Genomic DNA, 19,256 nt, shown 5'->3' with positions numbered 1-19,256 from the left:
TTCAGGCCGCCACTTGCGCGGCGCGCCGCCGCGCGGCGGCGTAGAGCGTGGCAACCGCACACGAAGCCAGACGGCTGCGCACCGTGTCTGCCCGCGATGTCAGCACGATCGGTACGCGCGCGCCGAGCACGATCCCGGCGGCATCGGCATGGGAGAGGAACGTCAAGTTCTTGGCGAGCATGTTTCCTGCCTCCAGATCCGGAACGACGATGATCTGTGCCCGCCCCGCCACCGGCGAGGTGAGCCCCTTGATGCGGGCGGCCTCGGGGCTGATCGCGTTGTCGAACGCAAGCGGGCCGTCGAGCACGCCGCCGGTGATCTGGCCGCGGTCGGCCATTTTGCACAGCGCCGCCGCTTCGATGGTTGACGGTATCTTGGTTGTGACGGTTTCGACCGCCGAAACAATCGCCACGCGGGGCTGGCCAAGCCCGATGGTCGTCCAGAGGTCGATGGCATTCTGCACGATATCGCGTTTGACGTCGAGGTCGGGAAAGATATTGATCGCCGCGTCCGTGATGAACAGCGTGTCGGCGTGGCCGGGCACATCCATCACGAAGACGTGGCTGATCCTGCGTTCGGTGCGCAACCCCGTCGCCGAGGCCGTGACTTCGCGCATCAGTTCGTCGGTATGGAGACTGCCTTTCATGAGCAGTTCGCCCCGTCCCTCTCGGATCAGGGCGACCGCCTGCGCCGCAGCTGCATGGCTGTGCGGCGCATCGACGATTTCGTACTCCTTCAGGTCAAGCCCGTGCTCTGCCGCGACAGCCCGGATCTTAGCCGCCGGCCCCACCAGAACGGGAACGATCAGCCTGCTCTCGGCCGCTTCGATCGCGCCGCGCAGCGAGCTCTCGTCGCAGGGATGCGTCACGATCGTCACAGCAGGCGCCACCTCTTGTGCAGCGGCAATCAGCCGGTCGTATTTGGATGGCTCACGTGTCGTCGTTGTCAGGTCGTTCATCGGAAACCCCTCTGCTTCGATCAGGAAACGCTGCGAACGCGAGCGCTCTTGTTTGCCGCTCCAGGTGTCGGGTTGCTGTCAACCTCCTCCGTGCCGATGTTGAACAACTCGGCCACGCGTTCAAGGCGCTCGGCTGCGGCGTCCTCCAATGCCCCGGACGATTCCAGCACGTCGCGAAGGATCTCGAAAGCCTTTCGGCGCTCGCCTATGTCCGCCGGCAAGAGGGTGGGGATTGCCTCAAGGGCTTCTGCCTCGTCGATAAGCAGGAGGAAATACTGCTCTCGCATCAACGCCTTGAACCCGGCTAGTGTCAATTGACCCGCACCAGCATGGCTGCGCCTTATCCTGCGGATTGCCTCGAAGCCGCGCTCATCCGCTCTGCCGCGCACCATGCCGACGAAGAGCAGGGATCGCGCAAGCGCCTCGAGAGTGCCACCTTGCGCTATCTTCTCTTTCAAGGCGGCGATCCGGGTTTCGAGCAAGGCACCGCTCAGCAGGCTTTTGGGTGCCTTGCGTAGCGGGCGGCTGGTGTCTTGATCGATGCCAAGCGCCGCCTGCAGAGGAGCGGCGCCATAGACGGCGAGGAATGTCTCTTCCGCCACCTTCTCGGACAGGCGCCGCCAATGCTCGAGCCCGTCGACGATCTGGTTCGACAGCTGTTCCTGAAAGGCGAGGAAAGGATTGTCCGGCTCCACCGGAAGGCGGTTTATACGCACGAATTCCGCGGCGTCTTCGACCCAGGCCAGCCATGGATTTTTCGACCCGAACAGTTCGTAGCTGAGGCGCAACGGGTGGAGATGACGCATCGCCTCGGCCACTGGCGGCGTCGCGGCCGCGCGGACCGCCGGCTGGGCAAAGAGGCGGTAGTTTGCCAGATTGACCTCCGAGAGCCGCGCCGCAGCGGCAAATCGGCGCTCGTCTTCGATATCGTTACCGCCAAAGGCGCGAATGTCGTCCAGAGTACGGGTTTCGCAGCGCATGATCCATTCGCCCCCGACCAGCTCGGGATGGTCGATGGCCTCGCCCCTCGGCTCAAGAACCGCTTCGTAAAGGCCGGGCGGCAACACGTCGATCAGATCGATATTGGACGCGAACTCATCGTGTTCCTTGCGCGCGACGCTGGCCGAAACGAAAATTCCTAGATGGCCGATCTTCTCGTGGACCGTATAAACGATGGTCTGCCCAAGAGAGCGTATCTCGTCGACGCTGTCGTAGAGATCGAGGATCCAGTCGAGTGCCTGCTGCGGCGGCGTGACGTTGTCGCCCTTTGAGCAGAAGACAACGATCGGAGAGCGGATGTTGCGCAGGTCAATCGCCGTCCCGTCGGACGTCCGTATCTCGCCGGCGGCAAGCCTGTTGCCGACAAACAATTCGTCGACGATGAACTGCATTTCCTCTGCGTTCAGCGTCACATGCCCACCCCACCAGCGTTCGAAGCCCAGATAGCGCTCGGCTTCCGTGTCGATCTTGGAGTAGAGGTTGTATTGTTTGCTCCACAGGGTGTTGGCAGGGTTCTGGTTCTCGAAATTCTGCACCAGCCATGCCCCGTCGAATTTTCCGGCACCGAGATCGCCGGTCAGGGCCGTCAGCCAGCTTCCGCCGAGAAGGCCGCCGGAATAACGCATCGGATACTGACCCTCGACACCCGCCCAATAGGAGAGCGGCGTGCCGCTGATGATGATGGGGCCGAACAACTCAGGCCGCAGCGCGGCAAGCATCATGACGGACCAGCCCGCCTGGCAGTTGCCGACGACACAGGGCTTTCCATCGGCTTGAGGGTGACGCTCGATGACGGTCTCGAGAAACGTGGCCTCTGCGTAAACGATGTCCTCAATTGTCTGCCCCGGAACGGGTTCCGGCAGGAAGCCTACGAAATAGCAGCTATGCCCGGCTTTCATCGCCACGCCGATTTCGCTATCGGCCTTGAAACCACCAATACCAGGCCCGTGGCCGGCACGCGGATCGACGACGACGAACGGACGCTTGAGCGGATCGATCACCACGTCGGCCGGTGGAACGATGCGGACCAGCCCATAGTTGACCGGCCGCGCGAGGCTTCGCCCATCACAGACAAGCTCGGTGGCGTAATCCAGCACATGCGGCGCGGTGCGCGCTGCTTGCTCCTCATACTGGGCCCCGCGGCGCTTCATGACGTCGAGGTAAAGGATCGAGCGTTGCCATGCGTCGATCCAGTAAGTGGCGAAAGGGTTGGTGAAGTTCGGTGTCGGTGGAAGAATGGATAGCTCGGACATTCTGTCCCTCCTTTGCAGATATAGGGGAGCAATTCATGGCGACGACTGAAGCGTTCAGCTCATTTTTCCCATGCACCGGGAGCGTTGGCCCAAACGGGCCTACTCGAGGATACAGGAATACCCGTGTTTGGATGCTGTTTTTTTCGTCTATGCCGAAGGCAAATGATATTGGCATTGAAACATATCGTTTGCGTGACATCAAATAGCGTCGACAGACGGCAAAAACTCACTGAAATGGCTGCACTATCTCCCGACGACGATAGAGATCACATCATGCCTCCAATCTCTGAGCTTGCGTTGATCCACATCAACGACCAGACGATTGCGAACACGGCTGCACATCAGCCACAGCAAGGACTTTGCTCCTACATTCGAGTCGCTTCAGGCGGATGGTCCAAGTTCGGCAAAATCATATCGTCAAGTAGGCAGGCCCGCCAATTCTTCCCAAGCCTCACCAAAATCGCGGAGAAAGTTCATCGCGCCCGAATGCGCGAGACCGCGCATTTCAGAGAGCGAGCGATTGGGTGTCAGATAGGTTTCGACAATCCTTTCCATCGCCAGCTCGGCTGCATGCACAACCGGACGGGTTGAGATCAGGCGCATCCGGGCGACCAGTGCATAAAGCAGCACGAGATCGGAGACGTCGTCCTTCTGGTGGCTTACTGCGTCACCGTAAAGCCGCGTGGCTTCGGCGATGAAATCCGCAAAGAGCTTTTCGCGCTTGCCAACCTCGACCTCCCAATACTTTTCCTTCGCCTGTGATCGATGCGTCATCCACGTTGTGGCAAATGCTGCCAATCGCAACGCCTGCGAGGCCTACAAGAGCAGAGACGGATGCGTCCATGAGAATTCAACTCCCGGCACGCGCCCGCACCGCGCAAAATGATACTGGTTCCGCATGGGCCCCGGGCCTACTTGGCAAGCGGAGGACCTACCCACACGCCGGCTGGTATTGCAGGGATACAATTTGCCAATCCGTCTAGCATGCCCTGCAAGAGGCTTTCGGTCAGCTCCGCCATTTTTTCACTGGGTCCGACGAGGCGGTCCACCAACAGCAGCGTAAGGCCATGCATTTGAGACCAGAACGTTAAAATTGCACCATCGATTTCGCGTGTATTTTCCGTGGTGTTCGGGATGGGGCGCCCGAGAGCGCCGTTGCTTATCGCCTCCACCAGAAGTGCTTTCATGTCCTCCGCCGCGGTTCTTTCGATAGGCGGGCGCCCGTCATCCTGACCGGTAAGATAGCCGCCAAACATCAATCTGTAGAGCGCGGGATTGTTGACGCCGCCGCAGACATATGCGCGCGCAATAGCGGCAAGCCGTTCATGCGGACTGTCGAGGTCCTTTGTCGCATCGGTCATCTGCTTCGCCAGGAGCTCAAACCCTACCGCTGACACGGCGGCGAGCAATTCACGCTTGTCGGCGAAGTGCTTGTAGGGGGCGTTATGGCTTACGCCCGCCCGACGGGCGAGCTCACGAAGCGAGAACTCGGTGTTTTGTGACTCGCTGAGGACAGCGAGTGCGGCACCGACGATCGCGCTGTGCAGGTCGCCATGGTGATAGGGACGCTGCTCTGTAGTGGAACTGTGCTGGGTCATAGTCGCACATTTAGATTCTCATGTTGCGCATGTCAACATTTTTTGCCGCGCGATGTTGACATTGCCCACACTAAGCTTTAGGTGGGCGTTGTCAACATGGGCGATGGCCCGTTTATACGCATCAGACCGGAGACCGCGAACGCCTGGCTTCCCGTTTGTTCGCAAACCTACTGGAGCAAAAATGCAGTCCTTTCGATTGCTCGGAATTGGTCTCGCCTGCGCGGTTCTGGCTGCCTGCGAAGACAAGGCTGAGGTAACGCCGCCGCCGCAGATGGTCCGCGTCGTTGCGGTTTCCAAGACCCAGTATCAGCCGGGAGCGGAAATCACCGGCGAGGTGAAGGCCCGGATCCAGACCGAACTTTCCTTTCGCATCAGTGGCCGCGTCATTGAGCGATGGGTTGATGTCGGCTCCCACGTTCGCGCCGGCGAGATCCTCGCGCGGCTCAACGATACCGAGCAACAAGCCGACCTGGACGTCGCCCGAGCCGCACTGGAATCTGCGCAGGCAGTCGTCAACCAGAAGACGCTGGCCTTTGAGAGGGCCAGGGCCTTGGTAAAATCGCAGGCAATCCCTCAGCAGTCCTTTGATGAAGCGCGCAAGGAGCTGACGAGTGCCCAAGCCTCTCTCGAGGCTGCCGAGGCCGCACTGGCGACCGCCGAGGACGCCCTGTCCTACACGGAGTTGAAGGCCGACACGGATGGGATCATCACGGCACGAACCCTGGAGGTAGGGCAGGTTGTGTCGGCGGCGCAGTCCGCCTTCACGCTCGCCCATGACGGTCCAAGAGACGCGGTATTTGATGTCTTCGAGTCTTTCTTTCTCGGCGGTCCCCCGTTGGCCGACGTCGAGGTGGCGCCGGTCGGGGATCGCACGCTCGAAGTCCATGCCGCCATCCGGGAGATCTCCCCCGTGATAGACACGAAAGCCGGTACGATCCGGATCAAGGTGGGGTTTCCGCAGGACGCGCAATGGCCGCTCGGCACGCCGGTGGTCGGCAAACTCCGCTCCTCTCCGCGCAGCGGCATGGTGCTGCCGTTCAACGCCATCGCCTCCGACAAGGGTGAACCGGCCGTGTGGCGGGTGAACAACGAAACCCGCTCCGTTTCCCTTCGCAAGGTTGCGGTTGCCCGTTACCGCAAAAGCGATTTCGTCGTGACCAGCGGCATTGCGCCCAATGATCTGATCGTCACGGAAGGCGGAAAATTTCTCAAGGAAGGCGAGGCCGTAGCCTGGGAGGACAAGTGAGATGACCCTTAACCGCTGGTATAGTTCTATTCCACTCTTTCTGTCGATCACGCTCCTTGTCGGCTGCGAGCAAAACTCGATCGCCGGGGAGAATATGCCCCCCCGTCCTGTCAAATCCGTCGCAGCAACAGCCGAGCAGGAGCAAACGGCGAGTTTGCCCGGAGTTGTACGAGCACGCGTCGAGACCGACCTTGCATTCCGCACCCTCGGACGAATTGTATCGCGCAAGGTCGATGTTGGCGATCTCGTGCTGAAAGGTGATGTCGTTGCCGAGATCGATCCGCTGAGCCTCCGGCTTGCCGTCAGGAGCGCAGAAGCCGATTTGCGCGATGCCCAGGCGCAGTTCGATAACGCTGCCCTGACCGAAAGGCGCAAGCGGACTCTCGCCCGCATAAGCGCCGGCAGCATTGCCGATCGGGATCTCGCCGAGCAGCAACTGAAATCGGCCAAGGCCAATGTTGCAAAAGCCACAGCCAGCCTCGCCAAGGCGCATGAGCAGCTTGGTTATGCTGAGTTGAGGGCGGAGTTCGACGGTGTCGTTACGGCCACCTTCGGAGAAATGGGTCAGACGGTCGCGGCGGGCCAGCCGGTCCTCGGACTGGCCCGTCTTGAAAACCGCGATGTGGTCGTCGATGTCCCCGAGGCGCAATTTCGATCCGTTCGGCTGAATGACCGGTTCAGCATCGCCCTCCAGCTCGACCCGACGCTACGGACCTCCGGAATCGTGCGCGAGATCGCGCCGCAGGCAGATCCCAATACCCGCACCCACAGACTAAAGATCGCCGTGGATCAGGCACCGGAGGTTTTCCGCCTCGGTGCGGTGGTGACCGCGACGCTTGTGGCTGACGGAAAGAAACGAGCAATCGCGCTGCCGATCGCCGCCATCGCTGACAGGGATGGCGCAGAACACGTCTGGGTCGTCGATCATTCGACGGGAACTGTCACGTCGAGACCGGTCCAGCTCGAGGCCCCGGCCGCCGGTGCCCGGTCTGTCAGGATAAGGTCGGGGCTGCGGGAGGGCGAAGAAGTCGTCGTCGCCGGGGTCAATGAACTTGCCGATGGACAGAAGGTGAAACTCGAACAGGAGCTGCTCCCATGAGTAAGTTCAATCTCTCGGACTGGGCGCTCGAGCATCGCTCGCTCGTCTGGTATTTCATGATCATCTTCGCGGTGGCGGGTGCCTATGCCTACGTCGGCCTTGGCCGTGAAGAGGATCCATCGTTCACCGTCAAGACGATGGTCGTCCAGGCTCAGTGGCCCGGCGCCTCGGCCCAGGAAGTGACCGAGCAAGTTGCCGACCGCATCGAAAAGAAGCTGCAGGAACTCGACAATCTCGAGCACACGCGCAGCATCACGACCGCTGGTCAGACGATCGTCTTCGTCGATCTGCTGCCGGGAACGAATGCGGGGGACGTAAAGCCCACCTGGGCGCGGGTGCGCAACCTGATTGACGATGTAAAGCACCAGTTCCCCCAGGGGGTTGTCGGTCCGTTCTTCGATGACCAGTTCGGGGACGTCTACGGCAATATCTTTGCCCTCACCGGCGACGGACTCAGTCATAGGGAACTACGCGATTTCGCGGAGGACGCGCGAACGCAGATCCTCAAGATACCGGACGTTGGCAAGGTCGACATCGTCGGTGCGCAGGAAGAGGTGATCTACCTCGAATTCTCCACCCGTAAGATCGCTGCCCTCGGTATCGACCGCGCCGACATCATTGCCACGCTGCAGGCGCAGAACGCCGTCACCCAGTCCGGGTTTGTCCAAACGGGACCGGAACGCGTCGCCTTGAGGGTTGGCGGACGCTTCATCTCCGAAGACACGTTGCGCGGGATCAATCTGAAGGTCAATGACCGCTTCTTTCCGCTGACGGACGTCGCCTCGATCACCCGCGGCTATGAAGACCCGCCGACTTCGCTTTTCCGCTTCAACGGAAAGCCGGCGATCGGGCTCGCGATTGGTATGAAAACGGGTGGCAATCTGCTCGCCTTCGGTGAAGCGCTCGAAAAGACGATGAGCGGAATCGTCCAGGACCTCCCGGTCGGCGTCTCGGTCGAACAGGTCTCCGACCAGCCAGAAGTGGTTCACGAGGCAGTCGGTGGCTTCACGAAGGCCCTGTTCGAAGCGGTCGCCATCGTGTTGGCAATCAGTTTCATCAGTCTCGGCTTAAGGGCCGGCCTGGTCGTGGCGGTCGCAATCCCACTCGTTCTCGCCATTACCTTTGTGGTGATGCTCTATTTCGACATTTCGCTGCAGCGAATTTCGCTCGGCGCGCTCATCATCGCGCTCGGTCTTCTCGTTGACGACGCCATGATCGCGGTCGAGATGATGGTGGCGCGGCTGGAGATGGGTGATAGTCTCAAGAAGGCCGCCACTTACGTCTATACGTCCACGGCCTTTCCGATGCTGACCGGCACGCTCGTGACGGTCGCGGGCTTCATACCGGTCGCTTTCAACAAGAGCAGCGCCGGGGAGTTCACCTTCACCCTCTTCGTTGTCATTGCCGTTTCGCTCATTGTCTCCTGGATCGTTGCCGTGGTGTTCACACCCCTCATAGGCGTGACCCTGCTGCCGAAGACGATGAAGAAGCATTCCGAACACAAGGGCTGGTTTGGCAGGGCTTTCTCGCGGATGCTGCAGTTCTGCCTGCGCTGGCGATGGATGACAATCATCGCCACAGTCGCTCTCTTCGCAGCATCGATCGCCGGCCTGTCCATGGTTCAGCAGCAGTTCTTTCCGAGCTCCGACCGGCCGGAACTGATCGTCGACTGGAACCTGCCGCAGAACAGCTCGATTGCCGAGACCAGCCGGCAGATGGCTCAGTTCGAGCGCGAAATGCTGGCGGGCAATGCAGCGGTCGAGCACTGGTCGACCTATGTGGGAAGAGGCGCACCACGCTTTATCCTTTCTTTCGACGTGCAGCCGGCTGACGTTGCCTTCGGGCAGACAATCCTTGTCACCAAAGGACTCGACGAGCGCGACAGCTTGAAGCGGCAAGTGGAAGCCTACCTTCAGAAGACTTTCCCCGGAACCGACGCTTATGTGAAGCTCTTGGAAATCGGACCGCCGGTCGGCAAGCCGATCCAGTATCGCGTGTCCGGCGAGGATCTCCAAACGGTGCGTGACCTGGCACAGAAACTTGGGTCTGTTGTCGGCACATATCCTTCGCTCAAGAATCTCGCCTTCGACTGGAATGAACCGGCCCGCGTCGTGAAGATCGACGTGTTGCAGGACAAGGCGCGGCAGCTCGGCGTCTCCTCCCAGGACATCGCCATGGCGCTGAATACCGTCGTGCAGGGCAACGCTGTGACGCAGGTCCGCGATGACATCTATCTGGTCGATGTGATCGGCCGTGCCGCTGAAAAGGAGCGCGAGTCGATCGATACGCTGCTCGACCTGCAACTGCAGAGCAGCAGCGGCCAGTCCGTTCCGTTGTCGTCGGTCGCCACCTTCCGCTACGAGCTCGAACAGCCGACGATCTGGCGCCGCGACAGGGTTCCGACCATCACGATCAAGGCCGGGATCGCCGATGCGACGCAACCGGCGACCATCGTCAAGGCACTCTCCGACAAGGTTGCCGCGTTCGAAAGGACGCTACCGATCGGGTATTCCGTCAAAGTCGGTGGTGCGGTGGAGGAAAGCGCCAAGTCGCAGGGTCCAATTGCAACGGTGGCGCCGGCCATGTTCCTCATCATGGCGACGCTGTTGATGATCCAGCTACAGAGCTTCCACAGGCTTTTCCTGGTCTTCTCGGTTGCCCCGTTGGCGCTCATCGGTGTCGTGGCGGCTCTGCTTGCCAGCAACGCCCCGCTCGGCTTCGTCGCGCTCCTGGGCGTGCTGGCGCTGGTCGGCATCCTTATCCGCAACTCCGTCATTCTTATCGTGGAGATCGAGGAATTGCGGGCAGCCGGAAAGACGCCATGGATGGCGGTGGTGGAAGCGACCGAACACCGCATGCGGCCGATCATGCTGACGGCGGCGGCGGCCACTCTGGCTCTGATACCGATCTCCCACGAAATATTCTGGGGACCCATGGCCTATGCTATGATGGGCGGTATCGTCGTGGGAACGGCCTTGACGCTTCTGTTCCTGCCGGCGCTCTATGTCGCCTGGTTCCGGATCCCGCGTGAAGTCGAGCAGCATTGATATGGCGGGTGACATGAGCTTGAACGCCCCGCGAAGCTTTCGCGTCTGGCAACGGATCGGCCGCGCGCGGCCGATCTCAGCGCGAGACCGGGCGCTCCCGGTGCTCGTCGTCCTGTCTTTGGTTGTCAACGGCTGCGCGGCGCGGGTGGAGAACGTCCTTCAACCTCTGGCCGCGTCCGCCAGCGATGCGAGCCGCGTCGACATGCTGGTCGCGACAACACGCAGGCCTTCGGAAAAACCCGGCCAAGTCTATTCCGGCGAGCGCGGAACGGCGATCTCCCTCAACACCGTCGTCGTGTCGGTCCCGCCGGATCGAAACCGCAAGGTTGGAAACGTCCAGTGGCCCTCCCGCGTGCCGGCGAACCCCGAGAAAGAATTCGCGGTGCTCGAGATCGACAAAGCCGGATCCGAAGGCCAGGTCCTCCAGTGGTTTCGCAAGAACAGAAACGCGAAACGTCAGGTCGTCATCTTTGTGCACGGCTTCAACAACACCTATGCCGATGCCGTCTTTCGTTTGGCCCAGATCGTTCATGACTCAGGCACCGATGCAACTCCGGTTCTCTTCACCTGGCCTTCGAGAGCGCGCGTGTTTGACTACCTTTATGACAAGGAAAGCGCCAACTACTCGCGGCGAGCCTTGGAGGATCTTATTCTACAGGCCGCCAGAAGCCCTGATGTCGAGGACGTGACGATTCTCGCGCATTCGATGGGGGCATGGCTCGCCGCAGAGGCCTTGCGCGGTGTCTCGATGCGGGAAAGATCGATACCGGCCAAGGTCAAGAATGTCGTTCTCGCGTCGCCGGATATCGACATCGACGTGTTTCGCCGCCAGTTCGTCGAGATGGGACCGAAGCGACCGCACTTCACGATCCTGACATCGGCCGGCGTGCTGGCTGTCGGGTCGGTTGACCTCGCCGTTACGGCGGTCGCATCGATCCTGCCCGCTCCGAAAAGCCATTCCGCCGCGTCGTCTGGCGTGCACCCCATGGCACGCAAAACGGCGCGCACGATGTCCGGCAGCGTTGTGTTCTGCCTAGCCGGCGCGCTACGAAGCCTGCTCGACAAGGGCGACGACGATGCGAGCTTGAGATCCCCCCCGCAGTCGAGCCTGGACCGCCTGGGCGACGTCCGGTAGCATAACCGCTGCGCGGGCGGCGAGACGTGCCTGCGTCGGCGCGGCGGCCAGGTCGCGGAGCAATATGGTCACGGCCGTGGCCATGCGTGTCAGCGGATCGTCGACGGCCAAACGGGCGGGCTCAAAACGCTCGCTCAGTTCCGCGATGAGTGCGTCGCCCAGCTCTGCCTCCAGAGTGGGAAGGTCCCGAAAGTGCGGCATTGCTCTCCGGGGCTCCGGTCGAATCTGGAGATTCCGACGATCCTGGCTGCGCCGGTTGCGCCGTCAATGCCAGGTCCGCGGGCGCAACCGGCCTCTTTGTAAGGGAAGAGATCGCGCGGCAAGCTTGCGCGCGATCTGACGACCGTCCGACGCGTGCACCCAATTGACGCAACGGGGCGATCGCCTGTTCCGGCCTCTCAATTGTCGAGTGGCATCGCGTTATCCCTGGTCACTTGGCTCGAGCAAGTTCCGGCGTCTTCGTCACTCCCTCACGAAAGCTGCGATCCAGCGCTGCCCCAAGTGGCACCGCTCAGTGCGGCCAGCGGATCCCGGGAGGCTCCGACGTGGCGCCAGCATACGACCCGGTCGGGCCTGACCAGCACCGCACCCTTTTCCGAGATGCCGCGAAATTGTGCCCAGGCCAGGCGCGGATCGAACAGGTCGCCATCAATATGGCCAATGCGGACCGTATCGATTGGCAGGTCGTTCGCCGCGACCAGCGCTGCTGCCGCGGCGCACCAGTTCTGCCCTTCTTCGCCAGCAATCAGCAGAAAGCGGCCTGGTTTGACGAGATCCTTCATGGCCAGCCGCTGGCCGGATTCATCGTCGAGCCATGCGTGTGGCAAGGGGCTAGCGGGGCGCTTCGCGCCATCCGACGCCTGAGCATCGAAGCGAATGAGTTGAACGTCGAGTATGGCTATCGCTACCAGTCGGCAGCGGTCATCCCGGACGGGTCGCCGTTGCCCGAGCCGACCGATGACATCCTCCTCTACGAGCCGACCACTTATCCGGGCATGGCGATCATCGACCATGCAGACGTTCGCAAGATGCTGCTCACCGGCCGGGCGCTCACCGACGCGGGCCGCGCCCTTGCCGTCTGGACCGCTCTGCAGATGGACACGGCCGATCGACATCCGGACGCCGCTGTGCGCCGCAATGCAGACGGCTTCGTCGCCCTACTGACGCCGGTGGTGAAGGCCGCTTTCACCGATTTCGGCTTCGAGATCGCCGTCATGTCGCAACAGGTGTTCGGCGGCCATGGTTACATCCGCGAATGGGGCATGGAGCAATATGTGCGCGACGCCCGCATCACCCAGATCAACGAGGGAACAAATGGCGTGTAGGCCATGGACCTCGTCGGACGCAAACTGCCGATGGAAAACGGCGACGTGGCGCGCAGCTTCTTCGCCTTGGTGCGAGACGAACTGGCGGCCACCGCGGGACCGGCTGAACTCGTCGCGGTGAAAACCGCAGTCGACCACGCCCTGGCCGCCTGGAAAAACTGACGGAGGACCTGCAAAAGCGGGCGATCAGATGGAGGCCGAAGCAAGCGCCACCGACTACCTGCGCTTTTTCGCGCTCGTTTCGTTCGGCTGGCTGTGGGTGCGCATGGCTTCAAAGGCTGCGGTAGCCGCCGGCGCGACTACTCCGCTGAAGCAGCGCAAGCTTGTCCTTGCCCGCTTCTTTGCATGGTGTCTTCGTGCGTCGGGCTGCGGACGGGTTGGCGTCGTGAAGGACGAGTTGGACGTCGATCCACCGCGAGGCGCAGGCATCTGTGAAATGCGATCGTTCGATCCAGCCTAGAGCAACCTTAACTGTGCCTCACATGGATGATTACCCGTTGGCGTCATAACTATCGAAGAATATTCACTATCGGAAAGAGTATGTACAACCGACTTGTACATACTCAAGCGCGATGTTATATAGGCAATCGAGCCTAACATCGGAGGGTTCGATGCCGCAAACCCACTACAAGATCAGTGAAGCGAGGAAAAATTTCGCCGAGGTGCTTGAACGTGCCAACAAGGGCGAAGAGATCGTCATTATGCGTGGCAATGAGATCTATGCTCGCATCGGCCCGGCCGACGAGGGTAAACGCCCGTTCGGCCTGTTGCGCCAGCGCGGCCTGCCCGACGATCTGTTCGACGAGGTCGACAGCGAGCAGACAGCGATCGATGCCGGCGACTGGAACGACGATGTGGGTATCTGGCGGGGCGAACGAAGCGACGGCGAGCCCAAGCCATGAAGGTGCTGATCGACAGCCACGCCCTCTACTGGTGGACGATCGGGAGCAACCGGCTTTCCGGAAAAGCCCGAGCACTGATCGAGGACAAGGCCAACACCGTCCTCGTTAGCGCCGTATCCTTCTACGAGCTCGACAACAAGATGCGCCTGAAGAAGCTCGATCTGAAGCCGCAGGAGCTGCGTGCCGCCGTCGCAGCCAGCGGCTTGCAGACGCTTGCCATCACGGATCTGCATGCGGAGCTAGCGGCCGCCTTCGACTGGGAGCATCGCGATCCCTGGGATCGCATTCTTGCGGCCCAAGCGCGTCTGGAACATTGCGACTTTGTGTCGCTCGACATCGCCTTCGATGCGGTGCTGCACCAACGGGTCTGGTAAGGGGTCGGGATGATGATACTCGCTGACGTCGAGGATGCAGTGGAACATTTCGAAGAACCAAACGCATGGGTCCTCCGCCGGGGACCGCCTGTTGCCTGCTCACCGCCTTCGAGCGGGGCGCCGCGATGAGCGTCACGCAATCTGCATCCGTCACCAGCCGCGCCGAAGGCTCTGGACACCATCGCCGCAGTGCTGCCGATCGACCGCCGTGACAACTCGCCGAGTTGTTGACCGACCAGGATGTCGAAACACTGAAGCCTCGTCAACGAAGGCATGGGGCAAATCACGCTTCGCGCTCACCTTCGACCGCGCCTATTGGAGGCCTGGTCGCTCGCCGCAACTGGTAGCCCTCTCCTGGCCGCCGCCGCCATGCTCTGGAGTAGTCAGTTGCGTCGCTGCTTCGAGCGCGCTGCCAGAACATCCCGGATTGAAAAGCTCGAATGTATGCGCAGCACACCGGGCAAGGTGGACAGAACCTCTTTGTGAATTCGCTCGAATGCTCCTGCGTTCTCGACGTCCACCCTCAGCATGTAGTCTGATCCACCGGTCATCAGATAGCACTCCCTGATTTCGGGGTGACGGCGAACGGCTGCCTCAAATCTGTCCAGGTACTCCTCCGTTTGCCGCTCGAGCGTGATGTTGATGATCACCGCGATCATTGACTCCGACTGCGTCGCGTCAATCAGTGCCGTATAGCCGCGAATGACACCCGCCTTCTCCATCAGCTTGATGCGCCTCAGACAAGCCGATGGCGAAAGCCCGATTTCCCCTGCAAGCTTCGCGTTGCTAACTCGCGCGTCGACCCGAAGCAATCGCAAAATGCTTCGATCGATATTGTCCAAAGCCATCATGAAATGAATCTCCGCAAATGTGATTGAATGTGCGCCCAAACCGCCCTTTTTGAAAGCATCAGCGACAGATGTGCAAACAATTTCGCTGATTATTTCATAGACTCGCTCCACGATAAGGGGAGATGGAAATGGGGCGCGTTGCTAGTTCGCCGGAAACCGAAGCGGGCATTTTGAACGAGGGCGCTACTGGCTACCTCACCATCAATCTCTTGGCACTGGCTCGCAACTACGCCAAGCTGTGCGCCCTCGTGGCGCCAGCTCAAACCGCCGCTGTCGTAAAAGCTGACGCCTATGGTCTTGGCGCGCTACGCCTTGCCCCCACTCTCTATAAAGCAGGCTGCCGGCACTTTTTCGTCGCGCAGTTTGACGAAGCAGTGAAACTGCGTCCCGTTTTGGCGGCGGATGCAAAGATCTTCGTTCTGAACGGTTTGCAGCCGGGCAATGAGGAAGCCTGCGCTGCACGTGAAATTATCCCGATTTTGAATTCGCTAGAGCAGTGGAGACGCTGGTTAGCGACAGCAAAGCGCTGGAAGCGCACGCTTCCCGCCGTTGTGCAGTTGGACACCGGGATGTCGCGACCTGGCGTTCCCCCCGAAGAGCGCAGCGCTCTGGCGTCGGAGCTGGCGGGGCAAGGCAACATCGAGATCCTGTTCATTATGAGCCACTTGGCCTCGGCGGATGAGTTTGGCAGCGACCAGAACGATGACCAGCTTGCTGAAATGAAGCGTATCTCCGAGGAATTCGCGGGGCTCGACATCTGCTTCGCTAATTCCGGCGGCATCTTTCTCGGGAAGCCATACCACGGAGCGCTCGCCCGTCCGGGCATCGCGCTTTACGGCGGCGGCCCGATGGCCGGGGAGCCGAGCCCGATGGAGGCGGTGGTCAGAATGGACGTCGCTGTCGTGCAGACGCGTACCGTTCCCGCGGGCGCAAAGATCGGGTACGGCGGGGCTCACATCGCGGACAAAGAAACCCGCGTTGCGACCATCGCTGCGGGCTATGCCGATGGATTGCCCCGGAGCCTGAGCGGTCGAGGTGCGGTCTACTACAAGGGAACGCGCCTGCCGATTGTCGGTCGCGTTTCCATGGACAGCATCACCTTGGACATCACCGCATTGCCCAAAGGGACTTTGACTCTGGGAAGTCTGGTCGAGGTGCTCGGTCCACATCAAACCATCGAAGATGTGGCCCGCGATGCCGGCACCATCTCTTATGAAATCCTGACCAATCTCGGTGATCGCTACCACCGACAGTACCGCTAGGGCCATTGCGGCTCGATCATTGGGGACATCATGAAAGTTCTAGTTCTTGGGGCCGGAATCGTCGGCGTCACCTCCGCCTATCAACTGGCGAAAGCCGGCCATGAGGTAACGGTCATCGACCGGCAGAAAGGCCCAGCGCTCGAAACGAGCTTCGCCAATGCCGGCGAGGTATCCTTCGGCTACTGCTCGCCCTGGGCGGCGCCGGGCATTCCACTGAAGGCGATGAAATGGCTGTTCATGGAGCATGCGCCACTGATCCTACGGCCGAAGGTGGACGCAGCCATGCTCTGCTGGTTGGCAAAGATGCTCTCGAACTGCACTTCAAAGCGATATGCCATCAACAAGAGCCGCATGCTCCGCCTCGCGGACTATAGCCGGTCCTCGCTTGCCGCTCTGCGCGAAGAGACCGGCATCGAATATGACCAGCGGATGCAGGGGACACTGCAGCTCTTTCGCACGCAAGCACAACTCGACGGGTCCGGCAAAGACGTCAAGGCGCTCGCCGCCGACGGTGTTCCGTATGAGGTTCTCGATCGCGACGGCTGCGTCCGGGCGGAGCCGGCACTTGCTCACGTGCGCGACAAGATTGCGGGCGGTCTGCTGACGCCGAAGGATGAAACTGGTGACTGCTTCAAGTTCACCAATGCACTCGCGAAGAAGGCCGAACAGCGTGGCGTTCGCTTCTATTGGGGCACTGAAGTCAACAGATTGGATGTCGAGGCCGGCCGGGTGCGGGGTGTCATGACCAACTCGGAAAGGCTCCCAGCCGATGCTGTTGTCGTGGCACTAGGCAGCTATTCGCCACTCCTCCTCAAGCGCTACGGCGTCAAGCTGCCGGTCTACCCTGTCAAAGGCTACTCGCTGACGATCCCGATTACCGATGCCTCGCGCGCGCCGGAATCAACGATCATGGACGAGTCCTATAAGATCGCCATCACGCGGCTTGGCGACCGCATCCGCGTCGGCGGCATGGCGGAAATCTCCGGATACACCAACGATCTTACCCAGGCCCGCCGCCGCACGCTAGAACATTCCGTCATGGACCTCTTTCCTGGTGGCGATGTAAGCGAGGCTTTGTTCTGGTCAGGGTTGCGCCCGATGACGCCGGACGGGACGCCGGTCATCGGCCCCACCAAGATTGCAGGCCTCTTCCTCAATACCGGACACGGCACGCTTGGCTGGACGATGAGCTCGGGCTCGGCGTGCGTCATTGCGGATCTCCTTTCCGGCCGAAGACCCGAGATCGACGCCGTAGACCTCGCCATCAGCCGCTACGCCTGACCAATTCACCTAAACCTATGGAGAACTGAACTAATGATTGAACAGGTTTCGACCATCGACGCACCGGGCGCTGTTGGCCCCTACTCCCAGGCGATCAAGGTCGGCGGATTGCTCTTCGTCTCCGGACAGCTGCCGATCGATCCAGCCACGGGTGAGTTCAATTCGGCAGACGCCGTGGCCCAGGCTGAGCAATGCCTGAAGAACCTCGCGGTTATCGCAAGGGCCGCGGGTACCGAACTGTCGAAGACGGTGAAGACGACGGTTCTCCTGACCGATCTCAGCGACTTTTCCGAGGTCAACCGCGTCTATGCCGGTTTCTTTTCGCCCCCCTACCCTGCCCGCGCCTGCTATGAAGTAAAGGCGCTGCCGAAAGGCGCGAAGGTCGAGATCGAGGCCGTCATCGCCTCAATCTGAAAGAGATCGCAATCGGAGTAGAGGGACGTGGAACAATGAGAGGCCCGTGCTTAGGCAGTCTGCCCTGGGTGTAGAAGCTCTGGGGTTTTCATTCGAAGAGGGAGCGGACTCCCCAATGAACGTCCATAAAAGTGCGCGCCTGACGCTGGTATGTCGCGAGCAACGGGCGGCTTGCCCTGCAAAGTCGGCTAGAAGGCGCCGGCGCTCGGGACGGGCTGCCCCTGCGCTACAGGCTGGAATTCCTCAGCCGATGAGAGCCGCCGCGGGCACTTCTCCGACCTGGAGAAACGACCCCCTTGCCTTTGCAGCCTTGTGCCTCAGTGCAGCTAATTCTGCGGCAAGCAATTCGACGGCGATTTTCTGGACGATTGCCTTCAGTCGATCCTCGATCTCGAAACTGTCCAGCATGTAACTGGTTATTGCATCCTTCATGAGTTCTTCGATGGCTGGATCATTCTCCTCTCGGATGATCGTCATGCTATGCTTCCTCCGGGTTATCGCTGCGGGGCATTGTTGGTACCCTTGAGGCTAGTCCCAGGAGTTAACTCAGTCCATGATCCTCCAGGGAGGGATTTCTGAATTCTAGGATGCTCATTTCCTCCTTTGGTTTAGCCTCATTACACCCCGAGGATGTCGGTGCCTGTCGGGTCAGACCTCCCCTATCGCTTTCCGGAGATCGAAACGAGCCGCCGCACCTGGCAATGCGAATTGTCCACCATCGACTCGGCATTCCTGTTTGCTGAGCGCTTTAACTGCAGCGCCATACTTCGGTTGCGATACAGCTGGCAGAAATCCGTCAGCTCGCGAAGACGCTCTATGAGCGAGCCGACTGCAGATGGGCTTGCGACAACGGCGCCACATTAACACATGGCTGGCGCCCGCAAGAGGATCGATGGCGTATCGGAGTTCTTCGACTATATCGCCCGTGGCGCCCCTTCGGACCTGATGGTGGAGAGCGCTTTGCCTAGGAAGGTCGTGCGGATCACGAACCGTTTTCGCCGCCACGACTGCGAGCCAGCGCAGAGCGGATGCAATCAAGCAAATCTTGCTCGCCAAAAGGCTTTGTCAGGCACCCGACGATATCCGCGCCCAATGCAGGCGCTCCCACATTCTCATCCGGATACGCCGTGATCAGAACTGTCGGAACGCTTCTGCCCAAGGCGACGAGGCGCCGGTGCAGATCGAGCCCGCTCATCCCGGGCATATGGATGTCTGTCACCAGGCAGCCTGTGCGGTTGAAATGGGGGAAAGTCAAAAAATCATCGGCGGATGAAAATGTCTCCGCGTCAAATCCCAGCGACCTTATGAGTCCCTTGATAGCATCGCGCATCGACTCGTCGTCTTCGACGATCGCAATCAGAGGTCTGTTGGTTGACACTGCCGCCTCCCGAACTCGCCGATCAGCATCGTGCCGAATTCCGGCGTTGTGGCGTGCTTGACTAGATGAATTAGTATGCAGGGGCGACAGCGATATCGCAAGCTATACAATCGTATAGATTGTCTAAGACCTGC

18 protein-coding genes and 5 pseudogenes are annotated in these 19,256 nt (G+C 60.6%); 14 read left to right on the top strand and 9 right to left on the bottom strand.

All coding sequences use genetic code 11. The annotated features are described in order from the left end of the window. Position 1 precedes the first annotated feature (1 nt). The 4 genes and pseudogenes from A3AY_RS0121240 to A3AY_RS0121225 form a co-directional block, all read right to left on the bottom strand. Complete coding sequence (locus A3AY_RS0121240) at positions 2-958, bottom strand: phosphate acetyltransferase (protein ID WP_018327693.1); 957 nt, start codon at positions 956-958, stop codon at positions 2-4. A 20-nt stretch (positions 959-978) separates the two neighbouring features. Further along, positions 979-3,210, bottom strand: coding sequence for a DUF3141 domain-containing protein (locus tag A3AY_RS0121235; protein WP_018327692.1), 2,232 nt, complete (start codon positions 3,208-3,210; stop codon positions 979-981). A gap of 417 nt (positions 3,211-3,627) precedes the next feature. Continuing rightward, a pseudogene (locus A3AY_RS35775) lies at positions 3,628-4,054 on the bottom strand (hypothetical protein). Between the two features lie 67 nt (positions 4,055-4,121). After that, positions 4,122-4,808: a TetR/AcrR family transcriptional regulator gene (locus A3AY_RS0121225; RefSeq protein ID WP_018327690.1), complete on the bottom strand. Its 687-nt coding sequence runs from the start codon at positions 4,806-4,808 to the stop codon at positions 4,122-4,124. Positions 4,809-4,989: 181 nt separating this feature from the next. On the opposite strand from A3AY_RS0121225, the gene A3AY_RS0121220 reads away from it, so the two are divergent. The 4 genes from A3AY_RS0121220 to A3AY_RS35770 are packed head-to-tail and all read left to right on the top strand — an operon-like array spanning position 4,990 to position 11,335. Beyond that, entirely contained in the window at positions 4,990-6,054 is a 1,065-nt protein-coding gene (locus tag A3AY_RS0121220) for an efflux RND transporter periplasmic adaptor subunit (RefSeq protein ID WP_018327689.1), read from the top strand. A gap of 1 nt (position 6,055) precedes the next feature. Then, positions 6,056-7,153 (top strand): efflux RND transporter periplasmic adaptor subunit, encoded by a 1,098-nt coding sequence (locus tag A3AY_RS0121215; protein ID WP_018327688.1) that lies wholly within the window; start codon positions 6,056-6,058, stop codon positions 7,151-7,153. Further along, positions 7,150-10,200 carry an efflux RND transporter permease subunit gene (locus A3AY_RS0121210; RefSeq protein WP_018327687.1) on the top strand — a complete coding sequence of 1,017 codons (3,051 nt, stop codon included), beginning with the start codon at positions 7,150-7,152 and terminating at the stop codon, positions 10,198-10,200. The genes A3AY_RS0121215 and A3AY_RS0121210 overlap by 4 nt, the downstream gene beginning before the upstream one ends. A 13-nt stretch (positions 10,201-10,213) precedes the next feature. Continuing rightward, a complete protein-coding gene (locus A3AY_RS35770; protein WP_234913143.1) occupies positions 10,214-11,335 on the top strand; it encodes an alpha/beta hydrolase in 1,122 nt (373 codons plus the stop codon). A 470-nt stretch (positions 11,336-11,805) separates the two neighbouring features. On the opposite strand, the gene A3AY_RS0121200 is transcribed toward A3AY_RS35770, so the two are convergent. Then, entirely contained in the window at positions 11,806-12,117 is a 312-nt protein-coding gene (locus A3AY_RS0121200; RefSeq protein ID WP_154663319.1) for an aromatic-ring hydroxylase C-terminal domain-containing protein, read from the bottom strand. A 99-nt stretch (positions 12,118-12,216) separates the two neighbouring features. Here A3AY_RS0121200 and A3AY_RS41215 point away from each other — a divergent pair, with 99 nt between their 5' ends. The 3 genes and pseudogenes from A3AY_RS41215 to A3AY_RS41540 all read left to right on the top strand — a co-directional run. After that, entirely contained in the window at positions 12,217-12,660 is a 444-nt protein-coding gene (locus A3AY_RS41215) for an acyl-CoA dehydrogenase family protein (protein ID WP_026203680.1), read from the top strand. Between the two features lie 3 nt (positions 12,661-12,663). Next, positions 12,664-12,822: a hypothetical protein gene (locus A3AY_RS41210; protein WP_018327684.1), complete on the top strand. Its 159-nt coding sequence runs from the start codon at positions 12,664-12,666 to the stop codon at positions 12,820-12,822. Positions 12,823-12,850: 28 nt separating this feature from the next. Further along, positions 12,851-12,946: pseudogene (locus A3AY_RS41540) on the top strand (acyl-CoA dehydrogenase C-terminal domain-containing protein); the annotation flags it as partial. Between the two features lie 52 nt (positions 12,947-12,998). On the opposite strand, the pseudogene A3AY_RS41685 reads toward A3AY_RS41540, so the two are convergent. Next, a pseudogene (locus tag A3AY_RS41685) lies at positions 12,999-13,126 on the bottom strand (RHE_PE00001 family protein); the annotation flags it as partial. Positions 13,127-13,271: 145 nt separating this feature from the next. Here A3AY_RS41685 and A3AY_RS0121180 point away from each other — a divergent pair. The 3 genes and pseudogenes from A3AY_RS0121180 to A3AY_RS40665 form a co-directional block, all read left to right on the top strand. Then, positions 13,272-13,562 (top strand): type II toxin-antitoxin system Phd/YefM family antitoxin, encoded by a 291-nt coding sequence (locus A3AY_RS0121180; protein WP_018327683.1) that lies wholly within the window; start codon positions 13,272-13,274, stop codon positions 13,560-13,562. After that, on the top strand, positions 13,559-13,936 hold the full coding sequence (locus A3AY_RS0121175) for a type II toxin-antitoxin system VapC family toxin (protein ID WP_018327682.1): 378 nt from the start codon (positions 13,559-13,561) through the stop codon (positions 13,934-13,936). Before A3AY_RS0121180 ends, A3AY_RS0121175 begins: the two co-directional genes overlap by 4 nt. A 125-nt stretch (positions 13,937-14,061) precedes the next feature. Then, a pseudogene (locus A3AY_RS40665) lies at positions 14,062-14,290 on the top strand (integrase); the annotation flags it as partial. Positions 14,291-14,319: 29 nt separating this feature from the next. Here A3AY_RS40665 and A3AY_RS0121170 read toward each other — a convergent pair. Next, entirely contained in the window at positions 14,320-14,787 is a 468-nt protein-coding gene (locus tag A3AY_RS0121170) for an Lrp/AsnC family transcriptional regulator (protein WP_018327681.1), read from the bottom strand. A gap of 128 nt (positions 14,788-14,915) precedes the next feature. Between A3AY_RS0121170 and alr the strand changes: the two genes are divergently transcribed. From alr to A3AY_RS0121155, 3 genes are read left to right on the top strand one after another with little or no spacing between them, the layout of a single operon-like run. Beyond that, positions 14,916-16,049, top strand: coding sequence for an alanine racemase (alr, locus tag A3AY_RS0121165; protein ID WP_018327680.1), 1,134 nt, complete (start codon positions 14,916-14,918; stop codon positions 16,047-16,049). A gap of 30 nt (positions 16,050-16,079) precedes the next feature. Continuing rightward, complete coding sequence (locus tag A3AY_RS0121160) at positions 16,080-17,330, top strand: D-amino acid dehydrogenase (protein WP_018327679.1); 1,251 nt, start codon at positions 16,080-16,082, stop codon at positions 17,328-17,330. 33 nt (positions 17,331-17,363) lie between these two features. After that, the gene (locus tag A3AY_RS0121155; RefSeq protein ID WP_018327678.1) at positions 17,364-17,744 is read left to right on the top strand and encodes a RidA family protein; all 381 of its coding nucleotides are present in this window, start codon (positions 17,364-17,366) and stop codon (positions 17,742-17,744) included. A gap of 243 nt (positions 17,745-17,987) precedes the next feature. Here A3AY_RS0121155 and A3AY_RS0121150 read toward each other — a convergent pair whose 3' ends face one another. Continuing rightward, complete coding sequence (locus tag A3AY_RS0121150) at positions 17,988-18,221, bottom strand: hypothetical protein (protein ID WP_018327677.1); 234 nt, start codon at positions 18,219-18,221, stop codon at positions 17,988-17,990. A gap of 183 nt (positions 18,222-18,404) precedes the next feature. Between A3AY_RS0121150 and A3AY_RS40660 the strand changes: the two are divergent. Then, positions 18,405-18,643, top strand: a pseudogene (locus A3AY_RS40660) (glucoamylase family protein); the annotation flags it as partial. Between the two features lie 83 nt (positions 18,644-18,726). Here A3AY_RS40660 and A3AY_RS0121145 read toward each other — a convergent pair. Next, on the bottom strand, positions 18,727-19,122 hold the full coding sequence (locus A3AY_RS0121145; protein WP_018327676.1) for a response regulator transcription factor: 396 nt from the start codon (positions 19,120-19,122) through the stop codon (positions 18,727-18,729). Positions 19,123-19,256: the final 134 nt, after the last annotated feature.

It is taken from the genome of Rhizobium giardinii bv. giardinii H152 (assembly GCF_000379605.1).
GTDB classification, from domain to species: Bacteria; Pseudomonadota; Alphaproteobacteria; order Rhizobiales; family Rhizobiaceae; genus Pararhizobium; species Pararhizobium giardinii.
Note: the sequence above shows the minus strand (reverse complement) of the source record. Positions and strands in the feature narration are given on the sequence as shown.